Genomic DNA, 13536 nt, shown 5'->3' on the forward strand with positions numbered 1-13536 from the left:
ACACGATTATGAAAGCAACAACCACTGCCCCGCATCATATATCACCCGGCCGTTGCCAGGTGTCGTGTGTCATCCGGGCTTTCCCTTCTGCTCTGCTGGCGACGCTCCTCATCGCCACGGTGCCCCCTGCGGATGGCTCGACGTGGACGGGAACCGCCACGGGAAATGAAACCAACTGGTTTGCCGGTGGAAACTGGGACAGCGGCGGCGTGCCGACGGCTTCCGACGACGTGACTATAAACCGGTCTGCCGGCCCGGTCATCACCACCGGCTCCGCCGTCGCGAAAGTTGTCAGGGTCGGCAGCAGCGGAACAGGGCAGTTGATCCTGCGAGGCGACTCGGCCCTGGCCTCGACGGGCAATTCGGCCATCGCATACGGCGGAACCGGACACGTTCTGCTGGAAGGCGGCGCGCGATGGGATGTGACCGGAGGGTTGTATCTTGCGGAAAACGGGGGTGACGGGACGCTGGACATCGGCGGCGTGGCGGTGGTCAAGACGACCGCGTTTTCCTCGATTGCCAGAAGCGGAGGCGGGCAGGGAACCGTGAATATCTCCGGTTCCGCTTTTTTTGACGTGGCCAACAGTCTTTTTATCGGAGACGCCGGGCACGGCACATTAAACATGAGCGGCTCGGCGCGGGCGCAAAACATAGGAAGCGGGGATCTGATCATAGGGCGGGGCGCAAACTATTCCGGCACGGTGACACTCCGCGATTTCGCGGCATACACGGCGGGCCGGGACATAATTTTGGGCGACGGCGGCAGCAGCCGCGGCGAATTGTATCTAAATGATAATTCCACGGTGCAGGTCACGAGGGATGTCATCATAGGCAGGGGAGCCGGTGCCACCGGCACGATCGCCCTCGGCGGCTCCGCGAAATTGACAATGAGCGCCAACCTTACGATTGGCGGCGCCAGCGGCATCACCAGTGCCCATGGTGAGCTGCACCTGAGCGACTATGCCTTTGTCCAAGTCGGGACAGATGCCTATATAGCCAGATATTCCACCAATACCAACAGCGACGGGATCGTCACCGTGCAGGACTCGTCCACGCTCGCCGTCGGGGGCATTTTCCGCGTGGGCGGCTATGGCAGCGGCACCTTGATTGTGAAGGACAACGCGCTTTATACAAACACGCAGACCGTGCTGGGGCAGTATGGAAACGCGGCGGGCGTGGCCGTGGTGAGCGGCTCGGCGACATGGATCACCCACGGGCTCGTCCACATCGGCTACCGCGGCAACGGCTCGCTCACGCTCGAAAACGGCGGGCACGTAATGGCCGGCACCCGCATCACCTTGGGCAGCGAAACCGACGGGACGGGCGACAGCATCCTGCGCATCACAGGCACCACGGCGGGCCTGATCACCGGCACCGACGGTGCCAGCCCCACCGTCATCCGCGGCGGCTCGTCGTCGGGGGCCAAGAAAGTTATCTTCGACCACGGCGACGCCAATTATACTTTTGTCAGTCACCTCGAGGGCACGCTCGCCGTGGAGCACTCCGGGGCGGGATACACGTTGCTCACGGGCAGCAACAATTACACGGGCGGCACTGTCATCAATGGAGGCACGCTCGCGGGCAGCACCGCCAGCCTGCAAGGCCCCATCACGACAAACGCCGTCGCCCTCCTCGCCGAGACCGCGGGCGTGACCGGCACCTACGCAGGGGCGGTTGACGGCGCGGGCGTCCTCGCAATCGGTGGCGGCACCGTGGAACTGGCGGGGGATTTCTCGGCCTTTGACGGCACCGTGGCCGTCCGCGAAGGCACGCTGCTCCTCGCGGGCGCGGCGGCGGCCTCTGTCAAAAAAATAACCCTCTCCGCCGCCGCCACCTATGACGGCGGCTGGACGGCTGGCGCGGACCGGCTCCTCGCCGGCTCGGGCACCGTCACCGGCAATGTCTCCCTCGACAACGGCGCGATCCTGCGGGCCGGCGGCGACACCGCCTCGCCCGGCACGCTCACCATCGGCGGCGATCTCGTCATTAATAATTCCACCCTGCGCTTCGGTCTTTTTGATAATAATATAAGCGACTCGATCAACATTCTCGGCACGCTCACCGCCACGGGTATCAACACCATTGATATAAGCACGATGATCTCCGGCTCCTACACGCTGGGCAACATCGCCGGGCTGGCCGGCGCGCGCTTGGTCATTGGCGGCGAGGAGCAGGTTGCCGGCGGACGGCAGAGCGCGACGCTGCTCGAGGACCCTGCCACGCCCGGCAACCTCGTGCTCATATTCAACGCCGACATCTCCACCCTCCTCAGGTGGACCGGCTCCAGCACGGCGCTCATCAACATCAGCGACGACAACTGGACGAACGGCGGCTCGATCACAAAATTCGCGCCGGGCGACACGGTGATCTTCGACGGCGCGGCGGACGCCGCCAACCCCGGACGCCGCGCCATCACGCTGGGCGCGGGCGCGCTGAAGGTGTCCGACATGCGCGTGGAAGGCGCCGCCGATTACACCTTCACCGGCTCCGGCGGCATCACCGCCGACGCGAGTTTCGTCGTGACCGAAAACGGCAACGCCAACAACCTCGTCAACGCCGAAGGCAAGCTCCTAAAGACGGGCGCGGGCACGCTCGCGTTTGAAAACACCGGCACAAACAGTTTCGCCGGCGGCATCGAAATCGCGGGCGGGGCGATTGTTTTCAACTCCCCTGCCCAACTCGGCGGCGCGACCCCCAACGCGATCACCTTCACCGCGACCGGCACGCTGGCCGCCGGTGCGGACGGGCTCTCGCTTGCCAACGAAATCACCATCGCCCCCAATGCCGCCGCCACGCTCGACACGCGGGGGCACGCGCTCGCCTACGCGGGCGCGTCCGGCGCGTCGTCGAGCGGTACGCTCACGAAACGCGGCACCGGCACGCTCTCCGTCACCGGCACGCTCCGGGCCGCGAACATCGTCCTCGCGCAAGGCGACCTCGCTCTTGCCCCGGGCGCGCAAATCCTCGCCGTCACCGAGGTCGTTGTCCGTCCCGATACCACATGGAGCGGCGAGGGCGTGGTGATCACGCCGAGATTTGTCAACCAGGGCCTCTTCGACGCCCGCGCCTCCGGCGGCGAAATCAGGGGCACGTTTGTCAACCAAGGCGTCCTCAAGATCGGCAAGGCTGCCGGCGCCGCTTCGCACGGCACGCTGCGGATTGACGGCGACTACACCGGCGACGGCGGCACGATAGGCCTCGACATGACCCTCAATGCGGCGGGCACGGCGGTCACGCACGACAAGCTGCTCGTCACGGGCAATGTTTCCGGCAGCACGGCCATCTCGTTCCAATCCGCGCCCGCCGCCGAGCGGCTCAAGGGCGGCGTGGATGCGCTCCCCGCCCTGCCGGCGTGGCTGGACGCGGCCGGCACCCTCGATCCGGGCGCCTTCACGCAAGCCGGGACCGTCGAGTTTGGCGGGAGGGCGTATTTCATGGACTTCTCCACTGGCAAATGGATCGCAGGTCTCGCACCCGCGGTGCCGGCGATCGTGTGCGTGGACGCCGCGGCCATATTAATAGGCAAGGCTTCCTTCGCTTCGCTATCGAATCGCCTGGTGCAGGCCCGCGCGACAAACACCGCGCGCGGCATGGAGTTGTGGGTGGGTGGGCTCAGCCGGCGCGAGAAACTGGGCGGCTCGCTTTACGACGGGGCGAAGGCGGACACGCAGGGCGTGCAAGCCGGCATCGATTGGGCAAAACCCTTGGGCGACGGCGGTTTTTCCTTCGGCCTTTATTTCGATTATGCAAAGTCCGACATGCATCTCGGGGACCGTGCCGCGTCAACGGACACCGAGGCCACCGCTGGCGGGCTCTATGCCTCGTGGACTTTGGGGAAATGGTATCTGGACATGATGCTGAGGCGCGCGAACGAGCACTATGACGTCGCGCCCCGCAATACCGCCCCGTTTTCCATGAAAGGCGACTCGTGGGGCGGCTCCATCGAAACCGGGATCGCGCTGCCGCTTGGCCGCGCCTGGCGCCTCGAGCCCCAGGCCCAGTTGATATATCAAACCCATGATATCGACAAAGCAAAGGACACGATCGGGCGCACCTATGAAATAGACAGTGCCGACTCGCTCGACGGGCGCGTCGGCGTGAAGCTCTGGAGAGATATGCCATGGCGCAACGGCATGCGCAAGTTCACCCCCTATATAAGGGCCAGCTGGTTGTATGAGTTCAAAGGCGCCTCCATCGTGCATGTCGGCGATGAAGAGCCGTTCCGAAACGATCTCGGCGGCTCCACCGGGATGATCGATCTCGGCATCGCTCTGGAGCTGGGCCGCGGATTCGCCATAAACGCCAAGGGGTCCTGGTTCTTTGGCGGCATGACCACCGGCCATAGTATTGATGCCGGCCTCGGTTATGCATGGTGACGGCGGGCACGGTGAGGATTTACTGGAATTAATATATAATATGAGAACATCCCTTGTCGCATGCGCATTTATTGCCGCCACATTCTCCCCGGCCGGGACGCCCGGCGCGAGCGCGGAAGGGCTCGCCCAGGCAATCGTGATCGCGAATGACGATGCCGTCATATATAATTCGAGAGGCGAGTCCGGCATCCGGACCGATGCCGGCCCCGGGAGTGTGACGGCGGTTGTCTTTTCCGGGGAAATTCCACGCGTCGCCACTGTCGCCGACATACCGGCCAGCCTGACCGGAGCCCCAGTATCCATTGCGCTGCATCCGGGACGGCCCCTCGTCATCGTCACGTCCGCCATGCGGCAAGTGGTGGATGCGGGGAAGGCGAAACAAGAGCCCGACAACCGGGTTTCGTTGTTGCGCCTGGAGGACGGCGTGTTGACGAGGATCGCCGCGCTGGAAGTCGGCTCGCAGCCATCGGGCGTGTCCTTTTCCCCCGACGGCTCATTGGCCTATGTCGCCAACCGCAATGAGGGCTCCGTCTCAGTCATCGAGGTGTCGGAGAACGCCATGAAAGAACGCGCGCGGGTGACCCTGGCCGCGAAGGAGGCGTCGCTCGCCCACATGCAACTGTCCCCGAACGGCACACGCGCCCTGGCCACGTTAAATAATACAAACGAGATTTTGTTTATGACCATTGATCCGCAGGGCGTGCCCGTGGTGACGCAACGAATCAAAGCTGGGAAAGGTCCGTATGCGGCGCGGTTCAGCCCCGATGGACGCGTGGCGGTGGTGGCCCACATCTGGTCCGACGAGGTCGTATTTTTTTCGGTCGGTGGCGGCGGTCTCCATGAAACCGGACGCGTGAAGACGGCCCGGATTCCCGAGGGGATTGATATAAGCCGCGACGGGGAGTGGCTGGCGGTCAACTGTCTCGGCGGGTTCGGGGTTGTCGATACCGCGCATCCGGAGTTCGGAAAAACGGGACGTGTATATTTGCTCCAGCGCGAAGGCGACCGGTATGTCCCGCGGGATGATCTGCCTGTGCCCGACGGACCTCAATTTGCCGTGTTTACACCGTCGGGGAAACATTTGGCGGTGGCCGGCACCGGCTCGAAGAAACTGCGTCTGTTTGACTGCGCGGACGGGCGTTTGCGGCCCGCGCACATTGACATAAACCTGCCTTCGGAGCCCGCCGCCGCCCATCGGCTTTGATTTTGCCTTCCTTATGTTTTTGCGGCGGCGGGCGGCGCCAGCGGCGGGACTTTTGCGAGGCGCAGCGCGATCAGCAGCGCGACCGCCAGCAGGCCCGCTATAAACAATCCCACGCCCGCCCAGCCGGCGTGGTGCCAGAAAAATCCGCCGCCCGTCCCCGCCACGCTTGAGCCGGTGTAATACAGGATAAGGTAAAGCGACGACGCCTGCCCGCGCGCCCGGAGCGCCCGGCGTCCGATCCAACTGCTCGCGACCGAGTGCGCGCCAAAAAAACCGAACGTGAACACCAGCATCCCGGCCAGCACCAGCCAAAGCGGTTCCGCCAAGGTTATAAGCACGCCGGCGAGCATCGCCGCGATCACGGCGCGAAACACGCGCCGGCGTCCGAGCTTGTCGGCCAGCGCGCCGACGCGCGTCGAGCTGTAGATGCCTGTCAGATACACCGCGGAGACAAAACCGACGAGCGCCTGGCTCAGGTTGTAGGGCGCGCCGAGGAGCCGGTAGGTGATGTAGTTGAAAAAAGTCACAAACCCGCCCATCAGCAAAAACCCCTCGGCGAACAGCCATGGCAGCGCGGCGTCCGCCAGGTGCAGGCGGAAGTTCGCGGCGAGGGCGCGCACGTTCAGCGGCGTGGCGCAAAAATGCCGGGAGGGCGGGGCGAGCTTGTGGAAGGCGAGCGCGGCCAGCGTCGCCAGGACGCCCATGATCCCGAGCGCCACGCGCCATGAAACGAAATCCACGATCACGCCCGTCAGCAAGCGCCCGGACATGCCGCCGATGGCGTTGCCGGCAATGTAAAGGCCCATCGCAAGGCCAAGCACCTTGGGTTGGATCTCCTCGCTCAAATAGGTCATGGCGACGGCGACCAGCCCGCTCAGGAACAGGCCGGTCAGCACGCGTGTCGCGATCACGCCGTGCCAAGTCGGCATGAGGGCGGTGGCGAGCATGGAGAAGGCCGCGCCAAACAGCGCGGTGAGCATGACGGGCTTGCGTCCAATGGCGTCGGACAGCGGCCCGGTGAAGACGAGTCCGCAGGCGAGCGTGATGGTCGAGGCCGAGAGCACCAGGCTGCTCGCGGCCGCGCCGAGCCCGAAGTCCTTCGCAAAGACGGGCATGAGCGGCTGCACGCAATACAGCAGCGCGAAGGTGGCGAAGCCTGCGGCGAACAGCGCCAGCAGCGTCCGCCAGAACGCGGGCGTCCCCCGCTCGATAAAACCGGCCCCCGGGGACGCGGGCGTCGCGCCGCCGCTTTCCGCCGCGACGAGCGCCTCGGCGGGGGGCAAAATCACCCCGTCGTTGTTGATGCTTCCCCTGCCGCCGCTGTCACGGTCGATCTTCCCGTCAGTGGCGGCGGATTTCCTCGCGTTCTGGTCTGGGTTCATTGCTGTGGGCAAAATGAAATTCCCTGCCGTCCCCCCCTGTTTGGCCCAAGGAATCACGGCACGCGAGACATTCCGCGGGGCGCGCGTGTTCCGCGCGCGCGCGGAGGCTGGCATCGTGTTGCGATTCCCCTTTATTCCGCCGCCGGGATCACGGTCTGGATGTGCAGGTCCTTGAGTTGTTTCGCGGTGACGGGCGTCGGGCTTTGGGTCATCAGGCACTGGCCTTTTTGCGTCTTCGGGAACGCGATGACGTCGCGGATGCTCGTCGTGCCGCACAGGAGCGCCACGAGGCGGTCGAGCCCGAAGGCGATGCCGCCATGCGGGGGCGCGCCGTAGGTGAACGCCTTCAGCATGTAGCCGAAGCGGCTTTCCACCACGTCCTGCGGGATTTTCAGCACGTCCTCGAACACCTTTTTCTGCAACGCCGGCTGGTGGATGCGGATCGAGCCGCCGCCGAGTTCCATGCCGTTCAGCACGAGGTCGTAGTGCTGGCCGCGCACGCGCTTCGGGTCGCTGTCTAGATATTGTGCGTCCTCCGGCACGGGTGCGGTGAAGGGATGGTGCGTGGCGACGTAGCGGTTCTCCGCCTCGTCGTAGGTCATGAGCGGGAAATCGACCACCCAGAGGAATTTCCAGTCGTCGTGGCGGATGGCGAGCCGGCCGCGTTTCTGGAGCAGCGCGGCGACGTCGAGGCGGATGCGTCCGAGGATGGCGCAGGCGCGCTCCCATTCGGCGGCGGCGAAGAAGACGATGTCGCCCTCGGCGATGTCGAGGCGCCGGGTCAGCTCGGCTTTTTCCGCATCGGAGAAAAACTTCACGATGGGCGATTTCCATTCGCCGTTTTCAACCTTGATGAAGGCGAGGCCTTTCGCGCCGAGCGACTTGGCGGCGTCCTCGAGCGCCTTCATCTCGCCTTGCGTGATGTCGGCGAGGCTCTTGGCGTTGAGCGCCTTGACCGCGCCGCCCTTGGCGACCGTGGACTGGAAGACCTTGAAGGCGGAGCTTTTGAAGGTTTCGGAGAAATCCTGGAGTTCGAGGCCGAAGCGCAGGTCGGGTTTGTCCACGCCGAAGCGGTTCATCGCCTCGGTGAACGGCATGCGCAGGAAGGGAGTCTGGATGTCGGTGCCGAGCACGTCCTTCCAAACCTTTTTCAGCATGCCCTCGAAGATGCGGTAAACGTCCTCGCGGTCGATGAACGACGCCTCGACGTCCACCTGCGTAAACTCCATCTGGCGGTCGGCGCGCAGGTCCTCGTCGCGGAAGCAGCGCGCGATCTGGAAGTAGCGTTCCACGCCGGCGACCATGAGGATTTGCTTGAACTGTTGCGGCGACTGCGAGAGCGCGTAGAACTGGCCGGGGTGGATGCGCGAGGGCACGAGGTATTCGCGCGCGCCCTCGGGCGTGGATTTGAAGAGCGCGGGCGTCTCGACCTCGATGAATTCCTGCGCGTCGAAATAATCGCGGATGGCCTTGGTGGCGCGGTGGCGGATGCGGAGGTTGTTGCGCATCTTGGGACGGCGCAGGTCGAGGTAGCGGTAGGTGAGGCGCAGGTCCTCGTTGACCTTGTCGCCGCCGGCGTCGTCGAGCGGGAAGGGCGGGGTGTCGGAGATGTTGAAAATTTCCAGCGCGGCGGCCTCGACCTCGATGGCGCCGGTGGGAAGCGAGGGGTTGGCGGTGCCTTCGGGGCGGGCGCTGACCTGGCCGGAGACGGCGATGACGGACTCGGGTTTGACGCTGGCGACGGCGGCGGCGATGCCGGGATTGGAGAGCGGTTCGAGTTTGATTTGCGTGACGCCCTTGCGGTCGCGCAGGTCGATGAAAATGATGCCGCCTTGGTCGCGGATGGTGTCCACCCAGCCGGCGAGCGTGACGGACGCGCCGATGTCGGCCTGGGTGAGTTGGGCACAGTGATGGGTGCTCTTCATGGCAAGAGATGCGTGTGGTGAAAAGGGCCGAGCAAACCGGGTGCGGGGGCGCGCGGCAAACAGAAAACAAGGCGGGGCGCGGGAGGAAGGCGGCGCAGCCCAAAGAGGGTGTGTGTCATCCCGCCGGAATCTTTCCTCTTTCTTCTTTATCTTTCCTCTTTCTCCCTGTCCGTCCTGACGAAAGAGAAAGATAAAGAAGAAAGAGGAAAGATTCCGGCAAAGAGGCATCCACTGTGGGTTGCACTCTTGTCAATGTGCGTCCCATGCCCCGCATTTGACTTGGCGCGGAGTATGCGATTAGATGGGGCTTCAAATTTTTCGAGACGCCACCGTGACCACTGTTGATTGCATTGATGTTCCTTTGTTTGCCAATCGCGCCGATGCGCTGGGGCGCGCCAGCGGCGAGCTTTTGCCCGCGCCGCTCGAATCCGAAATCCGGCGAATTTACGAGCGGAGCCCGCTTTACGGGGCGCGGTTCCCGTTGCACGAGGAGCCGTTGCAGTGGGGGTGCTACCGGGAGATCCCGGCACTTTCGAAGCAGGAAATCGTCGAGCGCGGCCACACGGCGTTTTTTGATGATTACCGTTTGGTGGAGCGCGGGTTGCAGGAGAAGCGGTTTGAGTATGAATCGACCTCCGGCACTACGGCGGGGCCGATGACGGTCATCATGGAGGAGGGTTGGTGGGACGCGCAGACGCGGCGCGCCTACCGGGCGCATCCGCTGCTGGCGCCGTTTGCGGACAAACCGCACCGGAAGTGCGTGCTGGCGCCGGTGGGGTGTTCGTCGAATCTCTGCCCGTATGAGGATCATCCGTTCCCGCACCGGTATTTCGACGGGACGGTTTATCTCAACTTGAGCAGCGACCCGTTTGTGTTTCCCGAGAGCGAGTGGGACCGGATCGTGGTGGAGTTGCAGGCGGTGCAGCCGGATATTCTGGAGGGCGAGCCGGTTTATTTGTCGCTGCTGGCGCGGGCGGCGCGGAAGCGCGGGGTCAGCGTGCCGAGCATCAAGGTGGTCATCCTGACCTACGGGAAGGCGAGCTTGCAGCACAGCCAGCGGGTGGCGGAGGTGTTTCCCGCGCCGCAGGTGGACCTGTATGGCTCGACCGAGGCGGGTTACCTTTTTGTGGGCGAGGCGTTTAAGGACGACTCGCGCGTGATTGACGAGAACGCCTTCGTGGAACTCGCGCCGTGGCGCGGGGCGGCGGATGTGTTTCAGATTTACGTGACGACGCGGGGGCGCGAGGCGATGCCGCTGTTGCGCTACTATACGGGCGACATCGTGCGGCGGATGCCCACGGGCGGGTTCCGGCTGCTGGGACGGGAGCGGGATTTGTTTTTCCGCGAGGACGGCGCGGTGGTGTCGGCCTCGGAAATCGACGCGGCCATCCCGGCGGAGTTCCGCTGCTGGCATCACAGCCTCGTGCAGACGGGCGAATCGCGCTGGGATTTCCACTACGTGGCGGACGATACCGCGCCGGAATCGCTGGCGGGGCGAATCGCGGAAGTGCTTGGCGGGCGGACGCGGGTGAATGCGTTCCGGCGCCGCTCCATCACGCCGGCGGCGAGTGGAAAATTCAGTCTCCTTAAGCCCCTCTGAAATTGAGACGCTGTCTCTTTGATGTATTTCTAATCTTCTGTGAGATTTAAGTTTGCCTACTAATACCCCTCCGCCTGTTATTCTCAAAACGATGCCCTTTACTTGAGAAGGCGGTAGCGTTTACGAACGCAGTGTGCGCGTTTATGCGTCGCACTTGGCATTTGTTTTTTTCACCACATCAGACACCACAAACACCCTGCGATGAAATCCATCGTCAACTTGTTCAAATCTTCCATCGGCCGAAAATTTCTCATGGCCCTGACCGGCCTCGTGCTGGTGGGCTTTGTAGCGGGCCACTTGGTCGGCAATTTGCAGATCTTCTCCCATCCGGACAAGATCAACGGCTACGCGCACTTCCTCCAGTCGCTCGGGCCCGCGCTTTGGGGCATCCGGGCGTTTCTGCTCCTGTGCGTGGTCATCCACGTGTGGGCTGCGCTCACGCTCATGATTGAGAGCAAGGCCGCCCGCGGTCCCGAGAAATACGGGGTGCACAAGTGGCTTCAGGCCGCCTTCGCGTCGCGCTACATGCGCCTGACCGGCCTCGTGGTGCTGGCCTTTATCGTTTACCACATCCTCCATTTCACCGTCGGCGTCGCGCAGCACGCCACCTTCAAGACCCAGCTCGCCGAATACACGATGCACGACGGCTTCCACCTGCTCGGCTTCCCCATCGTCGACGCCGGCCAGCATGTGCATGATGTTTACAGCATGGTGTTTCTCGGGTTCATGAACCCGTGGGTGTCGGCCTTTTACATCGTGGCCGTCGGCTTGCTCACGCTGCATCTCCTGCACGGCATCGACTCGCTCTTCCAGACCTTCGGCTGGCGCAATCACCGATGGTCCTGCTGCCTGCGAAAACTCGTCGCCCTCTTCTGCCTCGTGTATTTCCTCGGCAACCTCGCCATTCCCGGCTCCATCCTCACCGGCCTCGTGAAACCCGCGCCGGGCACCACCGCCGCGCTGGTTTGCGCCGCCGGCGGCCCGGCCTGCTGCTCCGCCGGCCACGCCGGCGCGAAGTAAACCCGGCCAATCCACTCACCACCCAACCCATTCCCGAACACCTTTTCCCGCCATGGCCAACCTCGAATCCAAGATTCCCTCCGGCCCCCTCGCCACCAAATGGAGCAGCTTCAAGTCCGAGTCGCTCAAGCTCGTCAACCCCGCCAACAAGCGCAAATACGAAGTCATCGTCGTCGGCGCGGGGCTTGCTGGCGCCTCCGCCGCGGCCACCCTCGCCGAACTCGGCTACAAGGTGAAGTGCTTCATCTTCCACGACAGCCCCCGCCGCGCCCACTCCATCGCCGCCCAGGGTGGCATCAACGCCGCCAAGAACTACCAGAATGACGGCGACAGCGTCTACCGCCTTTTCTACGACACCATCAAGGGCGGCGACTACCGCTCCCGCGAGGCCAACGTCCACCGCCTCGCCGAGGTCTCGGTCAACATCATCGACCAATGCGCCGCGCAAGGCGTCCCCTTCGCCCGCGAATACGGCGGCCTCCTCGCCAACCGCTCCTTCGGCGGCGCGCAAGTCTCCCGCACCTTCTACGCCCGCGGCCAGACCGGCCAGCAGCTCCTCCTCGGCGCCTACTCCGCGCTCATGAAGGAAGCCGGCCGCAACGCCGTGCAAATCTTCCCCAACGAGGAAATGTCCGAGCTCGTCATCATCGACGGCCAGGCCAAGGGCATCATCACCCGCAACCTCAACACCGGCGAAATCCGCCGCTGGGCCGCCGACGCCGTCATCCTCGCCACCGGCGGCTACGGCAACGTCTTCAACCTCGCCACCTACGCCCGCAACTCCAACGCCACCGCCATCTGGCGCGCCTACAAGCGCGGCGCCTGCTTCGCCAACCCCTGCTTCACCCAAATCCACCCCACCTGCATCCCCGTCTCCGGCGACTACCAGTCGAAGCTGACCCTCATGTCCGAATCGCTCCGCAACGACGGACGCATCTGGGTGCCGAAAAAAGCCGACGACTGCGGCAAAATCCCCGCCACCATCCCCGAGGAAGACCGCGACTATTATCTCGAGCGCATCTACCCGAGCTTCGGCAACCTCGCCCCCCGCGACGTCTCCTCCCGCGCCGCCAAGCGCATGTGCGACGAAGGCCGCGGCGTCGGTGAAGGCGGGCGCGGCGTTTACCTCGACTTTGCCGACGCCATCAACCGCCTCGGCGAAAACGTCGTCCGCGAACGCTACGGCAACCTCTTCGACATCTACCACGAGATCACCAACGAAAACGCCTACAAGACGCCCATGCGCATCTACCCCGCCGTCCACTACACCATGGGCGGCCTCTGGGTGGATTATAACCTGATGTCGAACGTCCCCGGCCTCTTCGTCCTCGGCGAGGCCAACTTCTCCGACCACGGCGCGAACCGCCTCGGCGCCTCCGCCCTCATGCAGGGCCTGGCCGACGGCTACTTCGTCATCCCCTACACCATCGGCAACTACCTCGCCACCCAGAAACCCAACTCCCGCCCCGCCACCGACCGCGCCGAGTTTGCCGACGCCGAGAAAGCCGTCCGCGACATCAACAACCGCCTCCTCGCCGCCAACGGCAAGGAATCCGTCGCCCATTTCCACAAGCGCCTCGGCCTCATCATGTGGGAAAACTGCGGCATGGCCCGCACCAAGGAGACCCTCGAAAAAGCCCTCCGCGAAATCCCCCTCCTCCGCGAGGAATACTGGGCCAACGTCAAGGTCCCCGGCGCCGGCGCCGGCCTCAACCAATCCCTTGAAAACGCCTGGCGCGTGGCCGACTACATGGAACTAGCCGAACTGATGTGCCGCGACGCGCTCACCCGCGAGGAAAGCTGCGGCGGCCACTTCCGCGAGGAATACCAATACCCGGACGGCGAGTGCAAACGTGACGACGTCAATTTCGCGCACGTCGCCGCCTGGGAATACCAAGGCCCCGGCAAGACGCCCCTCCGCAACACCGAGCCGCTCGGCTACGAAACCGTCAAGATGAGCGTGCGCTCCTACAAGTAATCAGCGAACCGCAGCCCTTTACCAACCACTACCATGGTCGCCGAAAATTCC

7 protein-coding genes are annotated in these 13536 nt (G+C 64.1%); 5 read left to right on the forward strand and 2 right to left on the reverse strand.

Annotated elements, in window-relative coordinates; all coding sequences use genetic code 11:
* Positions 1-8: 8 nt before the first annotated feature.
* Both OH491_RS14255 and OH491_RS14260 read left to right on the forward strand, forming a co-directional pair.
* Entirely contained in the window at positions 9-4376 is a 4368-nt protein-coding gene (locus OH491_RS14255) for an autotransporter domain-containing protein (RefSeq protein WP_084442247.1), read from the forward strand.
* A 40-nt stretch (positions 4377-4416) separates the two neighbouring features.
* A complete protein-coding gene (locus OH491_RS14260; RefSeq protein WP_068770662.1) occupies positions 4417-5580 on the forward strand; it encodes a lactonase family protein in 1164 nt (387 codons plus the stop codon).
* Positions 5581-5591: 11 nt separating this feature from the next.
* Here OH491_RS14260 and OH491_RS14265 read toward each other — a convergent pair whose 3' ends face one another.
* Together OH491_RS14265 and aspS are read right to left on the reverse strand one after the other, a co-directional pair.
* Positions 5592-6962 (reverse strand): MFS transporter, encoded by a 1371-nt coding sequence (locus OH491_RS14265; protein WP_084442245.1) that lies wholly within the window; start codon positions 6960-6962, stop codon positions 5592-5594.
* 131 nt (positions 6963-7093) lie between these two features.
* On the reverse strand, positions 7094-8887 hold the full coding sequence (aspS, locus tag OH491_RS14270; RefSeq protein WP_068770661.1) for an aspartate--tRNA ligase: 1794 nt from the start codon (positions 8885-8887) through the stop codon (positions 7094-7096).
* 331 nt (positions 8888-9218) lie between these two features.
* Here aspS and OH491_RS14275 point away from each other — a divergent pair, with 331 nt between their 5' ends.
* The 3 genes from OH491_RS14275 to OH491_RS14285 all read left to right on the forward strand — a co-directional run bounded on the left by OH491_RS14275 (position 9219) and on the right by OH491_RS14285 (position 13485).
* A complete protein-coding gene (locus OH491_RS14275; RefSeq protein WP_334319368.1) occupies positions 9219-10487 on the forward strand; it encodes a CoF synthetase in 1269 nt (422 codons plus the stop codon).
* A 201-nt stretch (positions 10488-10688) separates the two neighbouring features.
* Entirely contained in the window at positions 10689-11507 is an 819-nt protein-coding gene (locus OH491_RS14280) for a succinate dehydrogenase cytochrome b subunit (RefSeq protein WP_068770659.1), read from the forward strand.
* A gap of 52 nt (positions 11508-11559) precedes the next feature.
* On the forward strand, positions 11560-13485 hold the full coding sequence (locus OH491_RS14285) for a fumarate reductase/succinate dehydrogenase flavoprotein subunit (protein ID WP_068770658.1): 1926 nt from the start codon (positions 11560-11562) through the stop codon (positions 13483-13485).
* Positions 13486-13536 lie beyond the last annotated feature (51 nt).

The organism is Termitidicoccus mucosus, from assembly GCF_038725785.1.
GTDB classification, from domain to species: Bacteria; Verrucomicrobiota; Verrucomicrobiia; order Opitutales; family Opitutaceae; genus Termitidicoccus; species Termitidicoccus mucosus.